We start from the raw sequence: 25,004 nt of genomic DNA on the forward strand, positions 1-25,004 counted from the left end.
CCCTCGCGTGCGCGCCGTGTCGCGCACCGTCACCGCTCGGTGGCCGAGATCGGGCGGAACGCCCTGGGGCGAGAGCACGAATCACCGGTGCGCGAGGATTACGGCATGGCCTCAGTCGCTGAATGGGTGGAGGGGGTTCGGGTCCGGACCTGGCCGAACGCCGTGGCCCCTGTGATCGCGGGCAGCGCCACCGCTGCCGGAGCAGCCGGATTCGACCTGCCGTTGGCGTTGTTGTCGCTGGTGGTGGCGCTGGCCCTGATCACGGGGGTCAACTTCGCCAATGACTACTCGGACGGCATCCGCGGCACCGACGAGGTTCGGACCGGCCCGCAGCGGCTCGTGGGGTCGGGCTCGGCGCGTCCGGGCAGCGTGCTGGCGGTGGCGCTGGGCTGCTTCGGCATCGCCGCGATCGCGGGACTCGCGGTGCTCTACCTGAGCGGCCACTGGTGGCTGCTGTTGCTGGGGGCGGTCAGCATCGCGGGAGCCTGGTTCTACACCGGCGGCAAGCGGCCCTACGGCTACGCGGGCTGGGGGGAGCTGGCGGTCTTCTGCTTCTTCGGACCCGCCGCCGTGCTCGGCACGATGTACGTGCAGGCCGACAGCATCAACGGTTCGGGGATCGGCGCGGCCGTCGCGATGGGGGCGTTCTCCAGCGCGGTGCTGGTGGCCAACAACCTGCGGGACATCCCCACCGACCGGCAGAGCGGCAAGCGCACGCTGGCGGTGCTGCTCGGCGACCGGGACACCCGGACGCTGTACGTGACCCTGGTGCTGGCGCCGTTCCTGATCACGACGCTGACCGGGCTGCGAATCACTCCCGCGCTGCTCGGTTTCGTCGCGCTGGCGTTGGTGATCTCACCGATACGGCGGGTTACGCGCGGCGACACCGGACTGAGCCTGCTTCCGGTGCTGCGCGACACCGGGCTGGCGATGCTGCTGTGGGCGGTGGCGACCGCGGTGGGGCTGGCCATCGGTTAAGGGGTGGCCCTTCGGTCGCGGAGTGCCGACGTCAGGGGCGACGGGACCGGTACCGGGTCGAACGACGCGGTGGGCGCCGCCCACGCGGACGACGCCACTCCCGAATCCCGCCGCAGGGTCCGGAGCCTCACCGAAGGCCGTCACCTTCGGATCCGCACCAGCCCGTAGTACCAGACCAGCGCGAGCACCAGCGGGATCGCGGCGAGCGCCGCGGCTCCGAGCTGCACCAGCCGCGAGGTCGCCAGTTTGTACATCGCCAGCGAGCTACCCGACCGGATGGTGGCCCGTTCGCCGCAGGTCACCGTGGCGGTACCGGAGAACCACGGCTGGTACTGCCGGTAGGAGACCGTGGCGTCCTCGCGCGGGCTTCGGATGTCGCGCTCTTCGCCGCTGTCGGGAACGACATGGCAACTGGCCCAGCCGTTCTTCCGGAGGTTGTCGGAGAGCGCGATGGTCTCCCCGCTCCAGCGGTACTCGTCCGCCTCGACCCCACCCTCGTGTTTGTTGGAGTGCAACGTGGTGGCATTCAGCATCGAGGTTCCGTAGAGCACCCCGAACCCGGCGACCATGAGCACGACCCAGCCGATCGCCAGGTACAACACTGCTTTCCGTAACATCCGTCCTCACTCACCAATTACCGCGCTGCAGGAACGAATCAGGCGGTTCCTCGTCGTCCTGTTCCGGGGCACGGTTCGGATCGTTGGCGATTATCTCGGTGGCCTCGTGCCCCTCGTCGAGCATCTCCTTGACCTGCCGCATGGCGGGTACACCCGCTTCGAAGGCGCGCTGCACCCCCTCGTCCGCCATCGCCCGACCGCTGGTCACTTCCTGCCAGCTCAGCTCCCCCTCGTCGATGCGCCGCTGCAACTCGGCGATCTCGGGAGGTGCCTCACCCCGCCGTACGAGCTGTTCGATCTGTTCGGTCTGCTCCTCGGACAGTTCCGCTTCCGGTAGCTCGTTGTTCAGCTCGTCGGCGCGCGCCGCGACGCGCTCCGCTTCGACCAAGGCCTCGTCGAGCGCGGCCTCGGCGTCGCGGATCCGCTGTGTTTTCCAGTCCTGCAAGTCCTCACCTCGGATTCGCCGGTTTAGACGGGTTGGTGGGCTCCCGGCGTCACAGCTTTCCCGACATGCTCGTGCGACGGCCCGAACCGTCCTGCGAGCCCGTCCCGCCGTGCTGGCCCAGACCGTCCTGCTGGCCCGGACCGTCCTGTGGGCCGGTACTTTCACCCCCGCGCATGTCCGACGCGCTCTGGCGCACGTCGGAGGCACCGCTGCGCACTCGCGTCGCGCCTTCCCGCACCTGGTTGACCCCGTCCGTCACTCCGGACACGGCCCCGGTGAGCTCACGTGTCCGGTCCAGCGCGGCATTGACGGCGTCGCCGGTACTGCGTGGACCATCACCACTGGCGACCTCCTGGATCTTGGCGAGCGAGGTACCGGTGGATTCGACTCCCTCGACCACCTGCTTCACGCCCTGGTACATCCGGATGATCGCCTGGATCATGTCCATGATCATGAACACGATGTCGAGGCACCGGATCACGATGCGAACCGCGTTCGCCCAGCCCCCGACAGGTATCCAGGCCGTGCAAGCCGCCTGGATCAGCCGGTTCACGAGCTTGGTGATCAGCTCCAGGATCTTCGAGCAGAGCATCTTCGAGGTATCGGCCGCCTTGGTGAAAGCCGTGCTCACCAGCTCGGCCATCGCGGCGTCGGCTTCGAGCGCGACCGTCCAACCACCGACCATCATGGACTCGAAGGCCGCGGCCGCCGCCCCGTCCCAGCTCTCCCGCAGATCGCTGACACCGTGGTTGAGGTTGCGCCGCACGGCACGCAGTGACTCCCCGATGTCGCTCCACGCCTTGGCGTTCTGCTCGATCTTGGCGAAGTCACCGGTTATGGGCGAGATCAAGGACTCGACGAGGTTCTGCCCCGTCACCTGCTCGTAGATCCAGTTGATGCCCTGGACCTGCCAGCTCGCTCCCTCGATGGCCGATTTCAGGGTCTCCGAGTCCGCCTTGCCCGTCTCAGCTTCGAGCTTCGCGATCGGATCGTCCACATCGGCGAATGCCATTCGTCCCCCTGGGAAACCGTTCCCGTACTGATTCGCACCGGTACTCGCCTCACGTTTTTCCCTCGGACTCTCGTTCCGGAGCCCGGCACCATGCGGTTATCCGGTGCTGTCGATCGTTCCGGCACCGAGCGCTCAGGGCCGCATTCCGCTCAAGGCGGTCGCTATGCTGCTGAGCAGCTGTTCGATCTCTCGTTCACGTTCTTCGTAATCGGCGGCCGTGTTGTCCAGCTCTTCCCTGACCCGGAGCAGCTTGGCGTGTGCCAGTCGCAGGGTTTCGGAATAGAGCGCGGTGGCCCCCTGCACCACCGGAATCAGGGTCGCCATGACGCCGGTGAAACCGCTGGTGTCCGAGGCGGTCTCGTTGGCGTAGCGCTCGATACCGTTGAACGACTCGGCGTTGCGACGCAACAGACCGCCGTACTCGCGGAGCCGCGACGGTACGGCTTCGACTCTCTCCGACACCGTTTCCCCTCTGCAGAGCCATTCCGAACGTGGCCGGACGCGTCTCACGCGTTCGGACCACGACTGTGACGCAGCCGGGCGGTTGACGGTTCCGGGGAAAACCGGCTTTTCGATTCGGTGGCGGAGCGAGCTTTCCGCTCAGTGCGCCACGGACTCCAACACCAGACGCGAGATCCGCTTGGCGGCCTCGCACTGTTCGGCGCCGGACTCCTGGTCGCTGACCACGACCTGCAGGGTGGCTCCCGTGACGTCGGAGTAGACGGTGCAGTCGTTGGCGTAGGAGGTTCTGCTGGCCGCGACGGGAAACTCGGAGATCCGTTCACTACCGAGCTGGTCGAGACCGTCGGGCTGGGCGGCGAGGAGCACCGAGTCGTCGGACTCGGCCTCCTGCTTGGCGGGGAAGCGGCAGCCGCGCACCGGGGGATCGAAACTGACCTCCTCCGGCTTGCCGTTGCCCACCGCGAACGCGGGCTCACGCAGCTCGGCGGGCTCGACCAGCGAGCACATCCGCTCGGCGGAGAGTTCGGCCAGCTTGTCGCGCTGCTCCGTGGGAGTGGTGGAGGTGGGGGTGGTCGCGGAGGACGACGGCGCCGATGTCGACGTTCGCCCGGTGCCGGTGGAATCGGTATCGGTGCCGCCGCCACCGCCGCAGCCGCTCAGGAATACCAGCAGCGCACCCGCGCAGGCCGTAACGCGGGAAATCCCGGTGCGCCCGAACCGGGAGCCGACGCCAGAAGCACAAGACATGCTCCCCAGGATGCCCTAGATCGTCACACTACGCGGCGCCTGCGCGATTTCTTGGGAAATTGACGCCGACAGCGCTGCCACGCCTGGGCGCGGCGGCGATTTCGCGAGAAATTGACGGTTGTGCACGCCGAGGGCGCCCCGGCGACGAACGAGCCTGGGCGCCCACGGTGTCCACATCGGAAACCGAACGTCCTAGCGCTCCCCGGCCGGGGTGGTGACCGACTCGTCGGCGGTGAGGTCACGTTTGTAGGTCTCGGTCAGCAGATAAGCCGAGCCGAACGAGATCACCGCGAGCACGATCACGTACACCGCGATGGACATCGCCGAACCCGTGGTGCCGTACAACCAGGTGCAGATCATCGGCGCGATGCCGCCGCCGAGGATGGACGCGAGCTGGTAGCTCACCGAGATACCGCTGTAGCGCAGCCGGGTGGAGAACAGCTCGGAGAAGTAGGCGGACTGCGGTCCGTAGACCGCGGTCCGGCACAGCTGCATCACCATGCCGCCCAGCAGGTACAGCATTATCGAGCCAGTGCCGACAAGCATGAAGTAGGGCACGGCGATCAGCGCCATCACGCCCATGCCGCCGAGCACCATCCTGCGCCTGCCGAAGAAGTCGGACAGCAGCCCGAACAGCAGCATCAGCGGTATGTCGACGAAACTCAGCAGCGAGTTCGCGTTGAGCACCGTGGTTCGCTCGAAGAGCCCCTCCTGCGTGGTGTAGAAGACCATCCAGGTGCTGGTGATGTAGAAGGTGGCGTGCGTGCCCAGGAACATGCCGGTCGCCAGCAGGATCGTCTTCGGGTGCGAGCGCAGCGCCTCCAGCACCGGCATCTTCGCCTTCTCCTTGGTGTTCATCACCTGTTCGAACACCGGGCTCTCACTGATCGTGATGCGGATGACCAGGCCTGCCACGATCAGTACCGCGCTGAGCAGGAAGGGAATCCGCCAGCCCCAGGCGAAGAACTGCTCGTTGCCGACACTGGCCGAGATCGCCGAGAAGGTGAGGTTACCCAGCAGCAGTCCGGCGGGTACGCCGACCTGCGGCCAGGAGCCGTAGAAGCCGCGGCGGTTCTCGGGGGCGTGCTCGACGGCCATCAGTGCGGCGCCGCCCCATTCGCCGCCGACGCCGATTCCCTGCGCGAAGCGCAGTGCGACCAGCAGCAGCGGCGCCCAGGCACCGATAGTCTCGTAGGTGGGCAGCAGTCCGATGAGCAGCGTGGCGACGCCCATCAGCATCAACGACCAGATCAGCATCGGTTTGCGCCCGAGCCGGTCGCCGAAGTGGGAGAACACGACGCCGCCCAGTGGACGCGCGATGAAGCCGACGGCGAAGGTGGCGAAGGAGGCGATCGCACCGACCATCGAGTCGAGCTCGGGGAAGAACAGCTTGTTGAACACCAGCGCGGCGGCGGTGCCGTAGATGAAGAAGTCGTACCACTCGATGGTGGTGCCGATGAGGCTGGCGAAGGCCACTTTTCGGGAGTTCGGCTGGGACGTACCGACCATTTGGTATGCACCCTTCGTGTCGAAGCTTACGGGGACTCGCACGGACAGGTGGGTGTGGCGCAGATAACTAACGCTGTAAGTTTTGGGAACGTTAACGGCGAAGCGCGGCAATCACAAGAGGTCGGCGGAACTCGATCTTGAAAAGGGACGAAGGGGATCGACGTGAGAAAGGCTCCACCGAAGAGCGGGAGAGAACTCGTCCGGGGCTTGGAGCCGAATCGACACAGCACGGTCCACAATGGCCGTACGCGACGACGGGAGGGTGGCTCGCGAGAACGAGCGATTGAGCCTCGTCGTCATGAGCGGAACGCCGGAGGAGGACGGAACGAAGTGGTTCTCACAGCGCGTTCACGCCGCCAGAATCCCAGCGCAGTGAGTATAGGCCCCGCGCACGCGGGGATGGACCCCGCTGCAGCAGCGGCTGGATCTTCTGCAGCGCATAGGCCCCGCGCACGCGGGGATGGACCAAAGGGGGGCCCGCCCCGGCGGCCCGGCGGGGCATAGGCCCCGCGCACGCGGGGATGGACCCTCCGGCTCCGCCAGGACGCGACCGCGAACACCATAGGCCCCGCGCACGCGGGAATAGACCACGCTGGTCCAGCCGAGTATGCCCGGGATCAGTCGCGGCGGGCGCCCTCCGGCCAGATCACGGTGGCCGGCAGTTCACGATCTTCCGCCGCCGTCACGATGTCAGCGGTGCCACCGTAGCCGCGTGCCGGTTCACCGTCCCACACCGCGATCAGTCGGTCGGCTCGGTCGATCATTTCGAGACTGGCGTCCATATGGGACCGCGAGGTCGATTCCACGTGGTTGAGCCGCACCACGTCCGAAGCACGTGACATGAGAGCGTCGTACGTCGGGTGATGCTCTGCGGGAAGCCCCTCCCGATACTGCGCGGCAGGCACGATGACAACGAGCTCTCCCCCATGATCGAGCACAGCCCGGGCGAAGAGGCTGTCGGCACCGTCCGCGAGACAACTCAGCCCGACGACCTCGGGGGTAGCCGCTATCTCCTCGCGGAGCGCGATGTCCACGAGTTGTTCCGTATCGCCGGGAAGACCCCGGTGTCCCGTGATAGCTAGCTTCGTCACCACTGGTCCTCGTCGTAGAGCTGGGTCAACATCCGATCGAGATCCTCGACCTCACGGCTGCGCTCCGGCAGCTCGGACCGCAACCTCCGGACGTTCGACACGATCCGCTCGGAGCCGTACCGCTTGCCGACCCGCAGCGCTTCCAAGCCGAGTTCGGCGGCTTCGTCCTGATGGGCTGTCCGTGCCAGTAGTAACGCATGCTCGGTCTTCGCGAGCGCCTGGGCTTTGGGAGCCGTCATGTCCGGGACGGCGGCAGCGTAGACACTCCTCGCCGCCGAGAGGTCACCGAATTTCGCCAGCGCGCTGGACTGATAGCGAGCCACCTTCGCCGACGTGAAAGCGAACACCCACGGCCATCGGGCCTCGCCGGGAGGTCGATCAGCGAGTCTTTCCGCAGTCGTGAGCGCTTCGGTCATCGCCGCTCGATCTCGTAGCGCGCCGAAGGCGACCGCACGCAAGGATGCGAGCCATGCTCGGGCGGCGACCGGGCTACTGTTGTCGAGCTGACGAGCCGCCTTGTCGAGCAGTCGCACACCCTGGTGCGGGTCACCGATCTCGACGGCGAAGTGTCCCAGGCTTCCAATCATGTAGGACACCAACAGAGGATTCCTCGCTGACTCGGCGAATCGGATGCTCTCCTGGTATCGCGCACGTGCGAGGACCGTATCGCCTCGATCAGCCGCGAGCCACGCCGAAAAACCGGCGACCTCGCTCAGAGCGGCGAAGCCCCGCGCGTCGGGCAGCTTGTCCCGAACGACTTGCTTCACCAACCGCAGATGTCCTTCAGCGGCGGGCGCGAGGTGCTGCGAAGAGACCGACGCTTCCATGCGCCGATAAGACTCGGTCGGTGCCGCGATCGACGTGACGAGTCCCTCCCTCGAATCACCCGTCCCACCGATACCGCGAGTTCGTGCCAGCGCTACGCCGACTCCAAGCCCGAGGGTCGTTCCGAGGTAGGTCCTTCTGTCCACGTTCTCAGTGGTACACCCGTTGCCACTTCTCCTGAACCCGAGTTCGAGGTCTGAGTCGGCATTCAGGATGTGCCGTAGCGCTTGCCGGTAGTGAGCGGCAGGCCAGCGGATGACACCGCGCTCCCACTTGCCGATGTGGTTGGCGTCGACCTCGGTGATCTTCTCCGTCAGCCGGTAGGTCTGGGCATTCACGGCTTCGGCCAGTTCCTGGCGGGTCATCGGCTGACCTGGTGATGACGGCGACCCAAGGCGTTGCCGTGCCACGCGTAGGGCTTCGTTGGGCTCCGGCACACCTTCTCCTCCGATCAGTCCGTGTCTGACAGTAACGGACCGACTACCAGCGGAGAAATTCAACTCTCCCAGAACTCTCCCCTTGCACTCCCAACCTCGCTCCCTCCCGTCCCGGGTCCCAACGACGGAGGCTCGTCGTGTCACTGCCGAAACGAGGGAGAGGTCGGACCCATGCGGAGACCCGTATCGATCGCACTGCCCGCCGCAACCGCGAGCGTGCGAGCGACCCGTGCAGCAGCGAAACGTCCGTTCGTACGCGAGCAGCGGGCTCCGCGCCGAACGCGGCGCACTACGAGACTCTTCTGGGGGCGACACGCCGAAGCGCATCCGGGGTTCACGTACGAACACCCGCACGCAGCGCCATCACACGAACGCTGCGGGCGGACCACGCCTCCGAAGACTCGGACCGAGGACGGTGCACGCGTATACGCGGTAGGCCTTCGAGGAGAGTTCGTTCGGCATGAAGTACCTGAACAGCCGATGATTCGGCTCTACGAGGGCCGCGAAGTGGTTATCGCCGAGTGCGGCTGCCTCGCCTTCCTGTTGTTCGGTATTCCTCCCGTCCGTTACGAGTGCTGTACCGGCTGCCCAATTGATCAGGAGACGTTGCTGCACCGGTAACGCCGAAGTCCGACCTACTCGACCTGCTCCACTCCACCCCACGGGCTGTAATCAACTCGGGAGATCGAATGATGTCGGATCTTGCCGCGAACGTTCCGACCTATGTGAACAAGGATGCGACTTTGCGAGTCAAGGTTGTGGACGCGTGCGGGATGACGTGCACGTTTTGCCACAACGAGGGCACGCCGGTGGTGGCTGACAATCGGCGCCGAGCGGCGGGAGAATTCGTCACAACGGGCAAGTCGGGGCGTATGTCCATCTATGCGGCGAGCAATGGGGCGAATTTCTTGCCCACGACAGTTGAACCGACCGAGGAATACCAACATGCCCTTCGTGCGCTGCGTAAGCTCGGACTGAGCGAGTTGCACATCACGGGAGGCGAACCCACCCTGCACCCCCGGTTGGCAGAGCTCGTACGCCTCGCTCGCGGCGCCGGGTATCGAGTACGCATGACCTCGAACGGCGAGAACGGCACCGAGGTGCTCGGCCCCTGCTCTCGTGCTGGGCTCGATCACGTGAACTTCTCGGTGTTCGGCACCACTGCGGCTGAGCTCGCTCAGGTGCAGAGCAGGCGGTTTCAGGACACTGCACGGGCCGAGAAGAAGCTCGCGGCGCTGCGTGCTTCCATCGCGGCTTGCGAACGACACGGCATCGGAGCACAAGCGAACATCGTCGTGCTCGACCACACGCACGTCGAACGGGTCCACCGGTTGCTCGACGAGTACTCGGCAGCGATCTCGGTTCGCCTGTTGAACAGCCTTGATCACGGGGCGGCCTCAGTCGACGCGATCGAGCGTGTCCTCGCCGAGCGAGGCGCGGTCGCCGTCGCGAACCATGTCGCGGCAGGCGTCTCCGGTGCACGGACCGAGTACCGCATGGCTGACGGTAGGCACATCTCGTTCAAGCGGCTGCGCCCCACACGCTTGCCGGACACGTGCGCCGGGTGCTGGTTCAACAACGGCACCGACTGTCAGGAGGGCTTCTACGGCTTGCGCCTGTACCGAGCTCGCGACGGTCGATGGATGATCGGCGTCTGCATCCAACGGATGGACCTGTGTCAACCTCTTGACGAGTTCCTATCGGGGGAGCTCGCCACCGAGGTCGTACGGTTCCGCGAAGCGGAGTACGCCCGGCTCGTTCAGCACGCTACCTCCCCGACTCGGAGCACGCCGCACTCCTCACAGCAACGAAGGGATCATCACGTTATGGCGATCGAGCACGAGGCGAAGATACTGGAGATCGATCCGGACGAGTTCGAACGCCGCGTCGTCGGGCTCGGCGGACGCAGGATCGACAAGGCATGGCAACGTCGCTACGTCTACGACATCGTCGTCGGAGATCAATCGCGATGGGTTCGCCTGCGCGACACGGGTACCGAGACCACGCTCACGATCAAGGAGATAGCTGACGACGGCATAGGCGGCACCACCGAAACCGAGGTCGCGGTCTCGGACTTCGAAACGACCAACATCCTGCTCGACAAGCTGGGATACCGCCCGAAGGCATACCAGGAGAACACGCGGGTACGGTTCGAACTCGACGGTGCCGAGGTCACCGTCGATTCGTGGCCGCACATACCGCCGTATGCCGAGATCGAGGCCGACAGCACATCGGCGGTACTAGCTGTCGCCGACCGGCTCGGGTACGCCGAGCAAGACCTCACCGGCGAGAACACGACCAAGATCTATGCTCGGTACGGGATCGACATCGGTTCGATCAGCCACCTGGAGTTCACTGTGGACGCCGACGTGAACCAGTAGGGCCACCCAGGAGCACGAGCGTATGTCGTTCCTGGCGCGGAACGCCCCGAAGCTCGTCGCCCCAAGCAGCCGACCGGAGGACAGCACGAAGTGGTTCTCACAGCGCGTTCGCACCGCTAGAATCCCAGCGCAGTGAGTATAGGCCCCGCGCACGCGGGGATAGACCCCTCTACTCGCACCTCGGCTCACGCGGGATCGTATAGGCCCCGCGCACGCGGGGATAGACCCCGAGTCCCTCGGCGAGCACCGCGGGGCCGCGTATAGGCCCCGCGCACGCGGGGATAGACCTCGATGGACAAGATGGGCCGCCGTGCCACGTTGATAGGCCCCGCGCAGGCGAGGGTTAGCAGTCCGGGGCATAGACTACGAGGCCACGTCGACAGCGGCTCGAACGGGCTGACCTCACGCGAAAAGCGCCTCCGGAGCGGATCCGGAGGCGCTGGGCTTCTCACCGCGGACTCAGTCGAACTTCTCGGCCTTCACCGCGTCGATGAACGCCGACCACTGGGAATCGGTAGTGGTGAAGTATCCGGCCGAGCGGTCCTTGGTGTCGCGCACCGCCGCGCCGTCCGCAGTACGACCGACCTCAACGCAGCTCGTACGTTGTCCTGAGCGGCTCGATTTCCGCCAACCTTCAGGGTGTATCGTCAATGTCGTTCTCCTTTTCATCTGCACAGTTGGCGATGAACTCTGCCGACGCCTCGGGGCTCATCGCCACTTCGTGCAGGCTAGTAACCGCGTCCTGATAGGCCTTTGCGGTGCCCGGATTGTGCAGGGACACCGATGAGTGGTACTGCTCCATGTGCACGATCGGAGTGGCTTTCGGGAACTCGAACAGGATGAACGATCCCATGTGTGCCGGGTGCAGCGCGGTCGCTCCGATACGAACCACCCGAACATCGACGTTGTCCCACTCGCTCATCTTCACGGCATGTCGAAGCTGTTCGGCCATTACAGCGTGACCGCCGATGGTCTCAAGCAAAGCCGCTTCGGAGATGAAACACGTCAGGTGTGGCGACTTCGGCTTCGTGAGGATCTCGCGGCGACCGACGCGCATCAGCACCATCGTTTCGATTTCGTCGAGCGGGAGATGTTGCATGACGGCCCGTGCGTAATCCGAAGTCTGCAACAAACCGGGAATCACACCGGTAGCGACTTCGGTAATGTGACTCGCGCTGCGCTCGAACTCGATCAGTGTGGTCAGCTCTTTACGCGCACCTGAAGTGGCGGTCGACAGCCAGTCGAGCTTGTCCGCGTCGCGAGCCATGTTCGTGAGGCGTTCTCGCGTCTGTGCGGGCGCGCTCAGCGTTGTCACGTAGGCGGCGACGAATTCTGACGCGGGAACTGTTTCACCGGATTCATAACGCTGAAGCCGCACGTGACTCACTTCGAGTTCTCTGGCCAGATCCCGCAAGCTGTAACCTGCGTTGCTTCTAACTTCGCGTAGCTCCGCACCGAGAGCGCGCGCTTTCGGTGTTCCTCCACTGTTTCGCCGCATGAAACAAACATTAACCGCTTGTGTGTACTGCGTACTATCCCCCGTTTGGGGAATTGCAATAATGTTTCCATTAGCGGCAATCTGTTTCGCGTAACGATGGAATGGATGGACAGAAGAGGTAACACCGATGCCACACACCTACGACGTGTCGCACCCGGGCATCCGGGTGCGGTGTCGGGACGAGTCGGGCTCGTCATCGCTGCTGATCTGGCGGTCACAGTGGACGCCGAGGGTTATCCGGATCGACACGCCGACCGTTTACAACCGGACCGAGTGGACGGTCGAGCAGGCGAAACTGCTGCGGGACGTGCTCGACGTCGCGATCCAGGCGGGCGAGCGGTCATGAGCCATCCGCACACCCAGCTGTCCGTCCTACTGCGGCGCGGCGAGTGGATGCTCAGCGACGCCGCCTTCGAGATCGGCGGGCGGCGCTACACCGCGACGCAGTGCCGCGACACCGCCACCGTGCTCGACGAACTCGCCGCCGCACTGCGCCAGCACGCCACCTCGCTGCCGAGCGGCGAGCTACCCACCGGCGAGCTCCCCGGCGACAGCACTCCCACCGACGACGCGAACGAATCGGATGCCTGAGGCCCCGCCCGCGGAAGCGCTGCCCACTGCGCCCCCGCCAGCGCAACTCCGGGCCGACGCGGCTCCCACGGAGATCATGCCCGTGATCAGGACGGGGCGCTGGTCCCGCTGGCGCGGCACGCTGCCACTACCCGCGCTCGTGAAGCGCCGCCCCGGCAATACCCACTTACCCCGGCGGGCCGCCGAGACCAACACGCCGACAACTCTCGCCCCACCGGACCCGCAACTGCTCGCCCGCATCCTCACCGGCTTACGCGCCCTGTGAACCACGGTCCGGCCCCGTGAGCCCCGACCTCCGGAGTCGGACCGTCCGCCGCCCGGCCGGGCTGCTCCCCTTCCCCGTCCCGGCCGGGCGGTTCCCAACCAGGCGCGAAAACCACGCGCCCCGACCGCCGGAACGACAACGACTCCCGGAACGACCCAGCGACTCCCCACAACGACCCAACGACTTCCCGAAACTACCCAGCGACGCGGAAAGGACAACCGGAATGACAACAGCCGAACACGGAGCTCCCCGTACGCGGGGAACCGGGCCGGAAACGGCGCCGCGCGCCGGTGATGCCTCGTGACCGGTCACCCGATGCGGCCGAACATCGCCCTGAACCACGATCCGGAACTGCTGAACCGCACCATCCACGACATAGCGGTCGGTCAGGCCACTGCCCGACAGTGCGCCGAAACCGCCTCGGCACTGCGGCACCTGTCCCACGAACTGAGCGACTACGCCGCCGTACTCGCCTTCGGCGGCCCGCCACCGAACGCTCCGCCCACGAGCACCGGACCGGCTCCCGAGGAACCACGGAAGCGAGGGGACTCCGAATGAACACCATCCGGCCGTGCTGCGGCTGGAAGCATACTTTCGTGCCGAACAGCCCACCGCCGAAGTCATCGGCCTGCCGCTGTGCGCCCCGGGCCTTGTCAATTTCTCGCGAAATCGCCGGACGGGGGGGTGAGCACCGAACCGGAAGGTGAGTTCAGTCACGAGGCGAGTCGGAGTCCGGCTCCTCGTCGTCCACCGGCGGGTCGGACTCGACGCCGTCGGACTCGCCGCGCAGCTGCGCCCGCAACTGTTCTTTACGTTCGGAACGCTCGGCCGCCCGCTCGGCCATCCCCGCCGCTACCCTGCGGCGCAGCCCGGAGAAAACCACCAGCGAGAGCGGCATCGCCACCACCACGGCGACCGCGAGCGCCACCAGCAACGGAACATCGAAAAGCACCAGCACACCGGCCATCACGGCTAGCAGTCCGAACCTGGCGACGGTGTAGAGCGTGATGTCCCGCGCGAGGTCGCCACCGCGCGGTGGCCGGTTCGCGCCGGAGGTCTCCCCGCCGTGTGGTTCCTCCGGGCCCTCGGGCGTCTCCTGCTGCTGTTGCTGCACGTCAGCCAGGGTAGAGGACGCCACCGCGAACCCTCACCGCGCCCGAACCGCACCTTTCGTCCCTTACTTTCCCTTTACCTGGACCCAACGGTTCGAGTACCTGCCCCCATCAGTGCCAGGATGCGACCGGAATGCCCGGTTACCATTCGTTCGACCGTGGAGGTCACCAGTGACAGCGTCGACCCAACAGATCCCGCAGAACGGCCAGGACCATCTGCTCACCCCAGGAGAGGTCGCCGCTATGTTCCGGGTTGACCCGAAAACCGTGACCCGCTGGGCAACCGCGGGCCGGATCGGCTCGATCCGCACGCCGGGCGGACACCGCCGTTTCCGTGAGTCCGAGGTCCGCACGATGCTCGCCGAGCTGACCAACGACGCGGACCTGACCCACGGCATCGGCACCGCTCGCTGATCGGAGTTCCCAGTTGAGCGGAATTCTCCGCGCACCCTCGACCGGGTGCTCGCCCGGCTCCGGGTGAACGGGAACCACGCTCGGCCGAGCCGACGCCTTGCTGTGTGGCAGGGTACGGAGACCGAAAGGACGACCCTTCGAGGTCACGAACCCTGCCGTCCGGCAATGCGACCGGCTCGGCCCCGGGCGGCACCCCCGGCTGCGCCAACGAACGCCTCCTGCTTCCTCGCCGAGTGATACTGCCCGCGCTGCCCCGGGCGAACACCGCGTGCCCCCACCGCGCGACGTTGCTCACCGCATCGCGCGATAATTGAGGCTCCTGTCGGTTTCGTCGACCGGTTATCATGGAACTTCGCACGCCACACGGATCGGACAAATCCCCGCACCACGGCGAGCGATCCGGCATGCGGCAACGAACAGCGGGACGAGAGCCACAACCGGTGGATCCGCTGCCCCCGACGGAACAACGGAGGTGACCACGATGGTCTACATCCTGGCGGCAATCGGTGCCATAACGCTCGTCGTGCTGCTGTGGCAGGGCTTCGGTCCAGTTCGGGAGACGCTGGAGAAGCGCTCTGAACAGCCCAAACGCCCCACCGCACCGGACGACGACCCGGAGTTCCTGCGCAGGATCTCCGAGCAGCAGCGCAAACACCGCGACGAGAACTGAGCAACCCCGGCCGGTGCCCGTGGGCGGGCCCCGGCCGCCGGTGGCGTAAATTTCCCACGAAATCATCGCTTCACTACGGCGGTGCGCGGCCCGAGAAGCGTCAATTTCCCGCGAAATCGCCGCGCCCCTTCGACGCGGGCCGAACTCCGACCACCCCCGCAGTCGGCACCGCCGCGGGTTCTCTCGTGGTGCTCTCGCGAGGAAGACCCGACGTCGTGTAGGTCGCTACCCGTGTCGGGCCTCCCCGCAGCGAGAGCCCGCGAGAGGTTCCGCCGAACGAGCGCACGATCAGATGAGGCCGGGCAACTCCAAAATCAGCCGGCCTGTTGCCTACCGGCGGCGTGCGGGAAATCGTCGGCCACCGTGGCTGCCAGTTCGAGCAGCGCCAGCCTGGTGGAAGCGGCCAGCTGGTCCAGATCGACCTCCGCGCCCTCCTCCAGGTGTGGATCGAACGGGATCTTGGAGACCGAGCGGCAGCGCGATCCGAAGTGCGCGGCCAACTTGTCCACGTCGACCTTGCCGGAACCCGGCCGCACCGAATTGATGATCGCCACCGAGCGCGACACCAGCTCGCCGTAACCGTGGGCGTCCAGCCAGTCCAGTGTGGCCGAAGCGCTGCGCGCGCCGTCAATGGAGCCCGGCGAGACGATGACCAGGGAATCCGCGACGTCCAGTACTCCCTTCATCGCGGAGTGCATCAGCCCGGTCCCGCAATCGGTGAGCACCACGTTGTAGAAGTGCTCCAGCAGGTCGACGGCGGTGCGGTAGTCGTTCTCGCTGAACGCCTCGGAAACCGCCGGGTCCTGCTCGCTGGCGAGGATCTCCAGCCTGCTCGGGCCCTGTGAGGTGTAGGAGCGCACGTCGCTGTACTTGCGGATGCGCGGCGCGTCCCGCAGCAGGTGGCGCACGGTCGCGGTGGTCTCGAGCGGGATCTTCTGGCTCAGCGTCCCCCGGTCCGGGTTGGCGTCCACCGCCACGACCCGGTCGCCGCGCAGCGAGGAGAACGTGGAGCCGAGGGTGGCGGTGGTGGTGGTCTTGCCGACCCCACCCTTGAGGCTGAGCATGGCGATCTTGTAGCAGCCGTGGAGCGGCTGATTGATGCGCGAGATCAGTTCCCTGTGGTGGACATCGGCCGGGCTCTCGCCCGGGTTGATGGTTTTGCCGCTGGCGAGGTAGATCGCGCGCCGCCAGCCCGATTGCGGCGGACGCTTGGACTGCCGCAGCAACTGCGCCGAGGACAGGTCCTGTGCGGCGGCGGGGTCCTGCTGCCCGGGCGGCATCTGCTGCGCCCCGGGAACGGCCTGGCCGGGCTGGGGGTGCTGGCCGGGTGGGGGCTGGACCCACTGCTGTCCCGGGGCAGGGGGCTGGCCGGGTGCCTGCTGACCGGGTACTTGCTGGTTGGGCGCGTACCCCTGTGGTGGATAGGGCTGCCCGGGTGCGGCGGCGTACGGCCCGGAAGTACTCCCCGGAGCCGGGTATGGGCCGGACGGGGCGTTGGGCGGCATCTGGTACGGACCGGACTGTGCCTGGTTCGGATCACCGCCGGGAACCGGCCTGGGCCCCGAAGCCGCGGGATTGGCGTACGGGTTGACCACCGGATTCGGGCCGGACTGGGGATACTGCCCCGGCACGGGGTACTGCGGTGCCTGCTCGGGATGACCTCCCGCCTGCTGGGCGGGAGCGCCGTAGTCGGGGGCGGCGTGCCCCGACGAGGACGAGCTCTCGGCCGACTCCGCATTCGGTTCCGCTCCTCCCCCGGCGGGAAACCGTCCCGAATCCTGCCGGGCGTCCGGCTCGTCGTTTCTTCCGGTCACCGTTCGAATCCTCCAAGAACGAATCGAGACCTACCCGGCCCGTGTGCACGGTAGTGGCGGAAACTCACCCGGTTCACGGCGGGCGGCCGACGCGGGGCCCGGCCCGCGCCGTTTCCCGCGGGCCCGCCCGGATCACCGGGCCATACCACAACCGCGATCTTACGGACAATATCCACGATCACGCGAGCACCGGGTTCCACGAGCGCGAAAGCGCCGCCACGACTCGGCGAAGGAGCACCGAAGGAGGAAGGAAACGACCGGTCACAGTCCCGCGTAGGAGTGCAGTCCGGAGATCACGATGTTGATGAAGAACAGGTTGAAGATCATCACCGCCAGACCGAAGATGTTGATCCAGGCGGAACGGGTTCCCCGCCATCCCGAGGTCGCCCGCGCGTGCAGGTAGGCGGCGTAGACGATCCAGGCGATCAGCGAGCAGGTCTCCTTCGGGTCCCAGCCCCAGAAGCGGCCCCACGCGGCCTCGGCCCACATCGCGCCCGCGATGATCGCGAAGGTCCACACCGGCATGATCAGCACGGTCGCGCGGTAGGCGAACCGGTCGAGCACCTGGCTGCTGGGCAGTCGCTCGCCGAGGCGGCCGGGTTTGGTCGGGTTGTTCTCGCTCCGCAGTCGGACCAGGAAGAGCACGCTGGCGACACCGGCGAACATGAACACACCGGTGGAAACGATCGCGGCGGAAACATGGATCCAGATCCAGTAGGACCGCAGCGCGGGTTGCAGCTGCGAAGCGGTGGCGTACAGCGCGGTGCCGGACAGGAACAGCAACAACGTGGCGGGCAGCAGCACGAAACCGCCCAACCCTCGCAGCTTGGGCGCGGTGGTGGGTTTGCGGACGGCACGGGACTGCCGGTAGAGCACCACCAGCCATGCCACGACCGCGGCCAGGCAGATCGCCGAGCCGAACTCGTACATGTTGCCCCACGGCACGCGTCCCACTGCCACACCCCGAATGACCAGCGAGAAGGCGTGCACGAGCACACCGAGCACGTTCACGGCCACGGCCATGCCGCCGAACCGCTCCGACCACGGTTTGCGGGGTTCGGGTTCCAGCCGGCCGACGACCGGCCCCGAACCCGGTTCCTTGGTGGTGCCCCCGCCCGCGCCGACGGCCGCCCGCGCCGGTTCGGCGTTCTCGGCGGCGTTGCCCGTGGCCTTGCCGGAGGCGAACTCGGCGAAGTAGAGCAACATGGCGAGGATGTAGACCGCGACCGAGGTCGCGAACGCCATGTCGCTCAGATTGGACAGTGTCTGGTTGACCATCAACTGCTCCTTCCGGGGAAGTCGGTCCCCGACGAGCCCGAGGTGGGTTCCGCCCCACTTCCGAGCAGCTCGGCTGTCAGCTTGGTGAACTCCTCGCCGTAACCGGCCTGATCGGTTCGCGCGAGTCCACCGATCTCGACCGAGGCACCACCGGTTGTCCCACCGGCGGCGGAAGCGTTCTCATCGGTGTCGCTCGAACCGTCCCCGAGGGGTTTGATCCGCAGCCAGATCCGGCGGCGCTTGATGCTCAACGAGGCACCGAGCCCGATGACCACCGCGACGGCGAAGACCAGGACGTAACGCTGGAACGGGTTGTGCGAGATCTGCAGGTTGGCCCAGCGCTGCACCCCGTCGAACCGGATGGTGGTGCCGTCGTCCAGCCGGATCGTCTCCCCGACGGCCAGGTTCTCGCGGGCCACCCGGTTCAGCTTGCCGGAGTCGATGAGGGACTGGTCCACGCTGAAGATGGACTGGCCGGTGTCGCCCGCGAGTCCGAGCTGGCCCTTGAGCACGTCCACGGCCACCATCGGATCCCGCAGCGCCGGGAAGCGCGAGCTGAGCACCTTGCCGTCGAGGCTGGCGGTGGGCGCGAACAGCCCGGTGATCGCCAGCTGGTTGTTGTGCCTGCGCTGTTCGTTCGACATGCCGGGCCGGTCGAACTTGGTGGCGCCCTGCGAAAGCATGGTGGTGGTGTTGACCGGCTGCCACTGCGTCTTCTTGGTCCGCTCGGTGCCGTCCGGGAAGGTGACGGTGAATATCGGGGTGTAGCCGTTGCCCGTCAGGTAGATGCGATCGCCGGCGGTGCGCAGCGGATTGTTGACCCGCAGGTCGTGGGACTTCCAGTTGCCGTTGTCGAGCGCCTGACCGGACTGGTACTCGATGTCGGCGTGGAACCGCTCGGGCTGACCGGAGTGCAGGTAGCGCACGTCGAAGTTGTTGAGCCGCACGCAGAACGGGCTCAGGTTGGTGCCGTCGACCGTCAGGCCCGCGTCGAAGGAGTCGTAGTTGTAGGTTCCCGAGTTGCAGAACCCCGAACCGTCGGCCTGCACGACCACCTGGCCCTCGTAGCGCATCAGCTGGTCACCGCCGACGGTGATCAGCAGCCCCACCAGCGCGAAGTGGAACACCAGGTTGCCCGCCTCGCGCAGGTAACCGCGTTCGGCGCTGAACGTGCGGGTGCCGTCCTCCTCGGTGTTCTCGGCCACGCGCCAGCGCCGCAGCCTGCGGCGCGCGAAGTCGGACATCTCGTCGGGCGAGAGCGCGACGGTACCGGCGGCGTGGTGCGGCATCCGTTCGAGGTTGCGCGGGGTGCGCACCGGGCGAGCGCGCAGCTGCCGCAGGTACTCCGCGCTGCGCGGGACCAGACAGCCGATCAGCGAGACGAACAGCAGCACGTAGATCGCGGCGAACCACACCGAGCTGAACACGTTGAACGCGCCGACCGAGTCGAGAATCTTCGCCCAGGTTGGGTGGTTGTCGTAGAACGTCTCGACGTTCTGGCGGTTCAGCGACCACTGCGGCAGCAACGCGCCGGGGAGCGCCGCGAGCGCCAGCAGGAACAGCAGCACCAGTGCGGTGCGCATCGAGGTGAGCCCACGCCAGGTGTTGCGCAGGAAGGCCAGGGCTCGCCGGGGGACCGAAGTGTTCATCAGATGGGCAACTCGAATCCGTTGATGGGGGCGCGCAGCGACGCGATCATGCTTCCCCACAGGCCGGTGACCAGCAGCAGACCGACGAGTATGAGCAGTCCCCCGCCGACCCACTGGATGGTGCGGGAGTGCCTGCGCAACCAGCCGGTGCCGCGTACGGCCCAGCGCGCGCCGAGTGCGAGCACCACGAACGGGATCCCGAGGCCGAGGCAGTAGACCAACACCAGCACGACACCGCGCAGCGCGGCCCCGCCCTGCCACTGGGTGCTGTAGGCCAGCGAGACGACTCCGGTGAGGGTGGGGCTCAGGCAGGGTGTCCAGCCGAGGCCGAAGACGGCACCGAGTGCGGGAGCGCCCCACAGGCCGCCGCGCGGCACCCGCTGAACACGCACGTCACGCTGCAACGCGGGGAACACGCCGAGAAAGACCAGCCCCATGAGCACGGTGACAACACCACCGAGCCTGCGCAGCACGGGCTCGTTGAGAGCCAGCGCATCGGAGAGCCCCAGGACACCGACCGTGGCGATCACGAACACGGCGGTGAACCCGAGCATGAAAAGCAGCGCGGCACCCGCGACCCGCCATCGCCCGCGGCGACGGCCCGCCGTGGTTTCCGCGGTGTTGACCGCCGGGGCGTCGGCACCGACGAGACCGGCCAGATAGGCGAGATAGCCGGGTACCAGCGGGATCACACAGGGCGAGGCGAAGCTGACCGTCCCGGCGAGAACAGCGAACCCGACCGCCAGAATCAGCGGCCCGGTCTGGACTAGCTCGGTCGGATCCACGAACCCGAGGGTAGGTAAGCCGCCGAGGAGCCCCCACAGCACCCCTGGTGACCGAAGCCACATCGAGGGTGGCGGTCCCGCGCCGAAAGGAACCGGACAGCGATTACCGTCCTTCGGGAATCTCCGGGGTCACCCCGAACCGGCCGGGGCTTGTCAGCGGCTGTTCACTACCGGCCCGTTACTTACCGGCCGGACTCCGGCTGCCCGGACGGGCTCGCCCCACCAGTGCTGTCGGAACCACCCGTCTCACCGGAATCACCGGTGGTCCCGGTCCCACCGGACCCGGAGTTCTCGTTCGCGATGTCGCGAACCTTCGGCAACAGGCCCTTCTTCGTGACCTCGCTCAGATAGATCGCCGCCACGCGGTGCTCGCGGTCCAGCACCACCGTGGCCGGGGTGGTGCTGCGGGGAAAGCCGTCCAGCGCCAGCATCGCGCGGCCGGACGGATCGTAGATGGAGGGATAGTCGACCTCCAGGTTGTGCACGAAGTCCTTGGCGGCGCCGCGGTTGTCCCGCACGTTGATCCCGAGGACCTGCACACCCTGGTCACCGAGTTCGTCCTGCACCGCCTGCAGGTCGTCGGCCTCGGAACGGCAGGGCGGACACCACGAACCCCACACGTTGAGCACCACGACCTCGCCGCGGAAGTCCGACAACCGGATGGTGTTGTCGGCGTTGGCCAGCGACTCGCCCTTCAGCCCCGTGACGCGACCGCGCTCGTCCGGCGAGTAGAACAGCCGCATCCGCCCACCCGGCGAGACGAACGTGAACTCACCGTTGTCGGAAACCGCGTTCTCGCTGCCCGCGCATCCGGACAGCAACGCGAACAACGCGACCAGCGCCAACGCCGCTACGGGCCTACCCCGGCGACGGCCCCCACGGCCTCGCCAACGGACGGATCTCATGCACCGCTCGCTCTCGCGTCGGTCTCGCCCACCGGCTCGGCGTAGGCCAGACGTTCGAACTTCTCGCCCCGGAACTCCAGGCTGGTCACCGAGGCCAGCGAACACTGCCTCTTGCGCGGATCGTGCCAGAGCGCCCTGCCCTCGATGAACCTGCGCAGGATCCAGATGGGCAGCTGGTGGGAAACGCAGACCGCCTCACCGGAGCCGGCCGCGGCCCGAGCGCGGTGCGCCGCCGCGAACATCCGGTGCGCGATACCGAGGTATGCCTCGCCCCAGGAGGGGCGCACCGGGTTCCAGAGCTTCGGCCAGTGGCGTGGCGAGCGCAGCGCGCCGTCACCCACCGACACCCGGCAGCCCTCGAAGCGGTTGGCCGCCTCGATCAGCTGCTCGTCGGTGTCGATGTCCAGTTCGTGCTGCTCGGCCACCGGATTGGCGGTCTCCGCCGCCCGCTGCATCGGGGAAGCGTGCACCACCCGGACGTCGTGGTCGGAAAGGAAACCGGCGACGACCTTGGCCTGCCGCTGCCCCTCCTCGGACAGCCGGTAGCCGGGCAGGCGGCCGTACAGGATGCCCTCCGGATTGTGCACCTCACCGTGCCGCACGAAGTGGACCACGGTCGTTCTGCCACTCACTTGGACTCCCCCGGCTCGGCCGCTGCCGCCGCGGCGGCGGCGTGTGGCAGTGCCTCGGCGATGATCTCGAAGGCGTCGTCGTCCATGGCCGCGTTGACGAACCAGCACTCGAACGCGCTCGGCGGCGGGTAGACCCCGCGCCGCAGCAGCTCGTGGAAGAAGGCGGGGAACCGCCAGGTCTGCTGTGCCTGCGCCCCCGCGAAGTCGTGCACCGGGGTCTCGGTGAAGAAGACGCTGAGCATGTTGCCCGCGAAGGAGATCTGGTGCGGCACGCCCCGCTCGCGCAGCGAATCGCCCAGCAACCCGCCGAGGCGGCTCGCGTTGCGGTCCAGCGCGGCGTAGACATCGGCGTCGGCGGCGCGCAGGTTCGCCAGCCCGGCGGCCACCGCGACCGGATTACCGGCGAGGGTGCCCGCCTGGTAAACGGGACCGCGCGGCGCCAGCAGGTCCATCACGTCGGCCCGGCCACCGAAGGCGGCGGCGGGCAGCCCGCCCGACATCACCTTGCCGAAGGTGTAGAGGTCACCGGCCACGCCGTCCACGCCGTACCAACCGGCGCGCGAGACCCGGAAACCGGTCATGACCTCGTCCATCACCAGCAGCGCGCCCGCTTCGCGGGTGATCTCGCGCAGCGCGGCGTTGAAGCCCTCGCGCGGCGGCACCGCGCCCATGTTGCCCGCGGCGGCCTCGGTGATCACACAGGCGATCCGGTCGCCGTGCTCGGCGAAGGCCCGCCGCACCGCCTCCAGGTCGTTGTAAGGCACCACGATGGTGTCGGCGGCCTGCGCCTCCGTGACGCCGGGAGTTCCGGGCAGCCCCAGGGTCGCCACTCCGGAGCCCGCTCCGGCGAGCAGCGAGTCGACGTGACCGTGGTAGCAGCCGGTGAACTTGAGGACCTTGTCGCGGCCGGTGAACGCGCGCGCCAGCCGGATGGAGGTCATGGTGGCCTCGGTGCCGGAGTTGACCAGCCGCACGTGCTCTACGGGATCGACCCGGTCGATGATCTCCTGCGCGAGGTCGATCTCGCCGGTGGCGGGAGTGCCGAACGAGAGCCCGTCGACGGCGGCCTCGCGCACGGCGCCGACCACGTCGGGGTGCGCGTGCCCGTTGATCATCGGCCCCCAGGAGGAAACGAGATCGACGTAGCTGTTGCCGTCGGCGTCCCGGAGATACGCACCCTCGCCGTGGACCATGAAGCGTGGGGTACCGCCGACCGAGTGGAACGCACGTACCGGGGAGTTGACTCCGCCCGGGGTCACCGCCTCCGCTCGTTCGAAGAGCTGCCGGGAGCGGGGCGCCGGGTCGGAGGCTGCTGTCGTCGCGTTGGCGGGATTATCGGCAGTCACGTCGCCCAGTTTGCCAGGCAGCGGAACAGTCCGGAGCGGGGCTCCCCCGGCCGGGGTGGCGAATCTCGCGACCATTGCCCGGCCGTACCGCTTCCGTTCGAGTGGCGCCCGGTCGACGGATGCTCCCGGCCGATCTCGGGCCGGTGACCGAGCAGTGCGCGGCCGTTCGGCTCACGAGCGGGAGTCGGAATCCGGTGTTTCCCCGGAAGCGGGCGTGTCCCTGGACGCTGTTTTCGACTCGGGGTCACGCGGTGACCGCCCGCCCGAGCGACCGGCGCGCACTCCCAGCGCCAGGTGTCGGAAAGCGTCGATGAGCAGCAGCCCGCCGGTGGTGACCGCGAGTACCGCGAGCGCGACCCAACTACCCAGCATGCGGGAGACGCCAGGGCCACCGGAGGCGTCGGGCAGCTCGATGCGAACCACCGAGTTCTCCCAGGCGGGAAAGGCCAGTGCGATCAGTACCGCCGCCAGCAGCACCTCGACCCCGAACACGACCAGTCGCCACGGCTGGTGCAACCGACGTGGTGGCTGCCCGGACGCGGTCGGCTCGGAGTGGGGATCACGCACCGAACCAGCATCGCATGCCGCGAACTACTCCGAACGCAGCAGTGGCGCGAGTTCGGCACGCAACGCTTCCGGGAAGCGGGCCCAGGCCAGCACCACGGTTCCCGTGCCCGCCGTGGTGTCGGATTCGGCGCGGTGCCGCAGCAACAGTGGAACCTCGGTCTTTCCCTTCGGCACCGTGCTCGATTCACCGAGTACCCGAGCGGCACGTGTCGCCGGTTCCGCCTCGGGCAGCACGAGACGGTCGAGTGGGAGCGACTCCCCACCCACGGTCAGTTCCACTGTGGTCAGTGTTACCGAGTGGAAGCGTCTGCGTGCCCGGATCCACGGCACCGCGGCCGCGGCCAGCAGGACCGCCAGCACCGGCCAGTGTGGCAGGTGCAGCGGCCCCGGCGTGGTCAGCTCGACGACGAGGCCGAGCAGGGCGAACCCCGGTCCCCAGAGCAGCGGCCACCAACTCGACCCCGGCTCGACGTAGCGGATCTCGGTGGCTTCGGTCAACGGTCACCAGCCAGCCACTCCGAGGTTTCTCGGCGCCAGAAGCACGCCCATGCGAGCACCGCCAGCACCAGCACGATCAGATTGGAGGCGCTCCAGGCTCCGGACAGCAGCAGCAACAGCACGTGCGCCACGGCGAACAGGCTGACCGCGATCCGCGCCCAGGAGTGCCGCCGCAGCACCAGCCACGCGAGCCCCGCGTAGCCCAGGGCCAGCACGACCGACAGGATCGTGTTGGCCACGAGGAGATCACGGGCCACCTCTTCGGCTCGCTCCGGAGCCAGCCCGCGTGTGTCGACGAGACCGCCGCGCAGCGCACCGAGGTCGTTCCACGAGATCACGGCACGGACGAGCAGGAAAACGCCGAGCGCCACCCAGAGCCCCAGTCCCACTCGCAGCGTCCGCGGCACCCCCGTGGGTGCCGGTTCGGAAGTGTTGGTCATCCCTGCCCGTCCAGCTCACCGTAGGGCGGCGGTGTT

At 67.3% G+C, this 25,004-nt stretch carries 29 protein-coding genes; 8 read left to right on the forward strand and 21 right to left on the reverse strand.

Annotated features, from left to right (window positions below; translation table 11 throughout):
* The first annotated feature begins 105 nt into the window (after positions 1 to 105).
* Positions 106 to 978 (forward strand): 1,4-dihydroxy-2-naphthoate polyprenyltransferase, encoded by an 873-nt coding sequence (locus tag ACOQFL_RS04290; RefSeq protein ID WP_435542754.1) that lies wholly within the window; start codon positions 106 to 108, stop codon positions 976 to 978.
* 140 nt (positions 979 to 1,118) lie between these two features.
* On the opposite strand, the gene ACOQFL_RS04295 is transcribed toward ACOQFL_RS04290, so the two are convergent.
* The 8 genes from ACOQFL_RS04295 to ACOQFL_RS04330 all read right to left on the reverse strand — a co-directional run bounded on the left by ACOQFL_RS04295 (position 1,119) and on the right by ACOQFL_RS04330 (position 8,051).
* Positions 1,119 to 1,595 (reverse strand): hypothetical protein, encoded by a 477-nt coding sequence (locus tag ACOQFL_RS04295; RefSeq protein ID WP_435542755.1) that lies wholly within the window; start codon positions 1,593 to 1,595, stop codon positions 1,119 to 1,121.
* A gap of 10 nt (positions 1,596 to 1,605) precedes the next feature.
* Positions 1,606 to 2,040, reverse strand: coding sequence for a hypothetical protein (locus tag ACOQFL_RS04300; RefSeq protein WP_435542756.1), 435 nt, complete (start codon positions 2,038 to 2,040; stop codon positions 1,606 to 1,608).
* A gap of 49 nt (positions 2,041 to 2,089) precedes the next feature.
* Complete coding sequence (locus ACOQFL_RS04305) at positions 2,090 to 3,052, reverse strand: WXG100 family type VII secretion target (RefSeq protein ID WP_435542757.1); 963 nt, start codon at positions 3,050 to 3,052, stop codon at positions 2,090 to 2,092.
* Positions 3,053 to 3,184: 132 nt separating this feature from the next.
* The gene (locus ACOQFL_RS04310) at positions 3,185 to 3,514 is read right to left on the reverse strand and encodes a hypothetical protein (RefSeq protein ID WP_435542758.1); all 330 of its coding nucleotides are present in this window, start codon (positions 3,512 to 3,514) and stop codon (positions 3,185 to 3,187) included.
* Between the two features lie 138 nt (positions 3,515 to 3,652).
* Complete coding sequence (locus ACOQFL_RS04315; protein ID WP_435542759.1) at positions 3,653 to 4,261, reverse strand: DUF3558 family protein; 609 nt, start codon at positions 4,259 to 4,261, stop codon at positions 3,653 to 3,655.
* Between the two features lie 192 nt (positions 4,262 to 4,453).
* A complete protein-coding gene (locus ACOQFL_RS04320; protein WP_435542760.1) occupies positions 4,454 to 5,770 on the reverse strand; it encodes an MFS transporter in 1,317 nt (438 codons plus the stop codon).
* 617 nt (positions 5,771 to 6,387) lie between these two features.
* Positions 6,388 to 6,861: a hypothetical protein gene (locus ACOQFL_RS04325; RefSeq protein WP_435542761.1), complete on the reverse strand. Its 474-nt coding sequence runs from the start codon at positions 6,859 to 6,861 to the stop codon at positions 6,388 to 6,390.
* Positions 6,858 to 8,051, reverse strand: coding sequence for an NsdA family TPR-like regulatory protein (locus ACOQFL_RS04330; protein WP_435542762.1), 1,194 nt, complete (start codon positions 8,049 to 8,051; stop codon positions 6,858 to 6,860). The genes ACOQFL_RS04325 and ACOQFL_RS04330 overlap by 4 nt, the downstream gene beginning before the upstream one ends.
* Positions 8,052 to 8,815: 764 nt before the next feature.
* Between ACOQFL_RS04330 and ACOQFL_RS04335 the strand changes: the two genes are divergently transcribed.
* A complete protein-coding gene (locus ACOQFL_RS04335; RefSeq protein ID WP_435542926.1) occupies positions 8,816 to 10,504 on the forward strand; it encodes a radical SAM protein in 1,689 nt (562 codons plus the stop codon).
* 459 nt (positions 10,505 to 10,963) lie between these two features.
* Here the strand turns inward: ACOQFL_RS04335 and ACOQFL_RS04340 are convergent, their stop codons facing one another.
* Both ACOQFL_RS04340 and ACOQFL_RS04345 read right to left on the reverse strand, forming a co-directional pair.
* Positions 10,964 to 11,155 carry a DUF397 domain-containing protein gene (locus ACOQFL_RS04340; protein ID WP_435542763.1) on the reverse strand — a complete coding sequence of 64 codons (192 nt, stop codon included), beginning with the start codon at positions 11,153 to 11,155 and terminating at the stop codon, positions 10,964 to 10,966.
* Positions 11,139 to 12,002 carry a helix-turn-helix domain-containing protein gene (locus ACOQFL_RS04345; protein WP_435542764.1) on the reverse strand — a complete coding sequence of 288 codons (864 nt, stop codon included), beginning with the start codon at positions 12,000 to 12,002 and terminating at the stop codon, positions 11,139 to 11,141. The genes ACOQFL_RS04340 and ACOQFL_RS04345 overlap by 17 nt, the downstream gene beginning before the upstream one ends.
* Before the next feature lie 127 nt (positions 12,003 to 12,129).
* Here ACOQFL_RS04345 and ACOQFL_RS04350 point away from each other — a divergent pair, with 127 nt between their 5' ends.
* From ACOQFL_RS04350 to ACOQFL_RS04365, 4 genes are all read left to right on the forward strand, one after another.
* Positions 12,130 to 12,348 (forward strand): hypothetical protein, encoded by a 219-nt coding sequence (locus tag ACOQFL_RS04350; RefSeq protein ID WP_435542765.1) that lies wholly within the window; start codon positions 12,130 to 12,132, stop codon positions 12,346 to 12,348.
* Entirely contained in the window at positions 12,345 to 12,593 is a 249-nt protein-coding gene (locus ACOQFL_RS04355; RefSeq protein ID WP_435542766.1) for a hypothetical protein, read from the forward strand. Before ACOQFL_RS04350 ends, ACOQFL_RS04355 begins: the two co-directional genes overlap by 4 nt.
* Positions 12,594 to 12,669: 76 nt before the next feature.
* The gene (locus tag ACOQFL_RS04360; protein ID WP_435542767.1) at positions 12,670 to 12,858 is read left to right on the forward strand and encodes a hypothetical protein; all 189 of its coding nucleotides are present in this window, start codon (positions 12,670 to 12,672) and stop codon (positions 12,856 to 12,858) included.
* A gap of 300 nt (positions 12,859 to 13,158) precedes the next feature.
* Complete coding sequence (locus ACOQFL_RS04365; RefSeq protein WP_435542768.1) at positions 13,159 to 13,416, forward strand: hypothetical protein; 258 nt, start codon at positions 13,159 to 13,161, stop codon at positions 13,414 to 13,416.
* A gap of 151 nt (positions 13,417 to 13,567) precedes the next feature.
* Here ACOQFL_RS04365 and ACOQFL_RS04370 read toward each other — a convergent pair whose 3' ends face one another.
* The gene (locus tag ACOQFL_RS04370) at positions 13,568 to 13,972 is read right to left on the reverse strand and encodes a DUF4229 domain-containing protein (protein ID WP_435542769.1); all 405 of its coding nucleotides are present in this window, start codon (positions 13,970 to 13,972) and stop codon (positions 13,568 to 13,570) included.
* A 169-nt stretch (positions 13,973 to 14,141) separates the two neighbouring features.
* Here ACOQFL_RS04370 and ACOQFL_RS04375 point away from each other — a divergent pair, with 169 nt between their 5' ends.
* On the forward strand, positions 14,142 to 14,384 hold the full coding sequence (locus ACOQFL_RS04375) for a BldC family transcriptional regulator (protein ID WP_435542770.1): 243 nt from the start codon (positions 14,142 to 14,144) through the stop codon (positions 14,382 to 14,384).
* A gap of 481 nt (positions 14,385 to 14,865) precedes the next feature.
* Complete coding sequence (locus ACOQFL_RS04380) at positions 14,866 to 15,054, forward strand: hypothetical protein (RefSeq protein WP_435542771.1); 189 nt, start codon at positions 14,866 to 14,868, stop codon at positions 15,052 to 15,054.
* A gap of 314 nt (positions 15,055 to 15,368) precedes the next feature.
* Here ACOQFL_RS04380 and ACOQFL_RS04385 read toward each other — a convergent pair whose 3' ends face one another.
* From ACOQFL_RS04385 to ACOQFL_RS04430, 10 genes are all read right to left on the reverse strand, one after another.
* A complete protein-coding gene (locus ACOQFL_RS04385) occupies positions 15,369 to 16,868 on the reverse strand; it encodes a MinD/ParA family ATP-binding protein (RefSeq protein ID WP_435542772.1) in 1,500 nt (499 codons plus the stop codon).
* Positions 16,869 to 17,129: 261 nt separating this feature from the next.
* On the reverse strand, positions 17,130 to 18,149 hold the full coding sequence (gene ccsB / locus ACOQFL_RS04390) for a c-type cytochrome biogenesis protein CcsB (protein WP_435542773.1): 1,020 nt from the start codon (positions 18,147 to 18,149) through the stop codon (positions 17,130 to 17,132).
* On the reverse strand, positions 18,146 to 19,795 hold the full coding sequence (resB, locus tag ACOQFL_RS04395) for a cytochrome c biogenesis protein ResB (protein ID WP_435542774.1): 1,650 nt from the start codon (positions 19,793 to 19,795) through the stop codon (positions 18,146 to 18,148). Before resB ends, ccsB begins: the two co-directional genes overlap by 4 nt.
* Positions 19,795 to 20,580 carry a cytochrome c biogenesis CcdA family protein gene (locus tag ACOQFL_RS04400; RefSeq protein ID WP_435542775.1) on the reverse strand — a complete coding sequence of 262 codons (786 nt, stop codon included), beginning with the start codon at positions 20,578 to 20,580 and terminating at the stop codon, positions 19,795 to 19,797. Before ACOQFL_RS04400 ends, resB begins: the two co-directional genes overlap by 1 nt.
* A 182-nt stretch (positions 20,581 to 20,762) precedes the next feature.
* Positions 20,763 to 21,485, reverse strand: coding sequence for a TlpA disulfide reductase family protein (locus tag ACOQFL_RS04405; protein WP_435542776.1), 723 nt, complete (start codon positions 21,483 to 21,485; stop codon positions 20,763 to 20,765).
* Positions 21,482 to 22,117 carry a histidine phosphatase family protein gene (locus tag ACOQFL_RS04410; protein ID WP_435542777.1) on the reverse strand — a complete coding sequence of 212 codons (636 nt, stop codon included), beginning with the start codon at positions 22,115 to 22,117 and terminating at the stop codon, positions 21,482 to 21,484. The genes ACOQFL_RS04405 and ACOQFL_RS04410 overlap by 4 nt, the downstream gene beginning before the upstream one ends.
* The gene (hemL, locus tag ACOQFL_RS04415) at positions 22,114 to 23,463 is read right to left on the reverse strand and encodes a glutamate-1-semialdehyde 2,1-aminomutase (RefSeq protein WP_435542778.1); all 1,350 of its coding nucleotides are present in this window, start codon (positions 23,461 to 23,463) and stop codon (positions 22,114 to 22,116) included. The genes ACOQFL_RS04410 and hemL overlap by 4 nt, the downstream gene beginning before the upstream one ends.
* Positions 23,464 to 23,634: 171 nt before the next feature.
* Positions 23,635 to 24,030, reverse strand: a complete 396-nt coding sequence (locus ACOQFL_RS04420) for a hypothetical protein (RefSeq protein ID WP_435542779.1) — start codon at positions 24,028 to 24,030, stop codon at positions 23,635 to 23,637.
* Positions 24,031 to 24,054: 24 nt separating this feature from the next.
* Positions 24,055 to 24,528, reverse strand: a complete 474-nt coding sequence (gene mce1N / locus ACOQFL_RS04425) for a transport-regulating membrane protein Mce1N (protein ID WP_435542780.1) — start codon at positions 24,526 to 24,528, stop codon at positions 24,055 to 24,057.
* Positions 24,525 to 24,968 carry a hypothetical protein gene (locus ACOQFL_RS04430; protein ID WP_435542781.1) on the reverse strand — a complete coding sequence of 148 codons (444 nt, stop codon included), beginning with the start codon at positions 24,966 to 24,968 and terminating at the stop codon, positions 24,525 to 24,527. Before ACOQFL_RS04430 ends, mce1N begins: the two co-directional genes overlap by 4 nt.
* Positions 24,969 to 25,004: the final 36 nt, after the last annotated feature.

It is taken from the genome of Actinopolyspora sabaoui (assembly GCF_051225635.1).
Taxonomy (GTDB): Bacteria; Actinomycetota; Actinomycetes; order Mycobacteriales; family Pseudonocardiaceae; genus Actinopolyspora.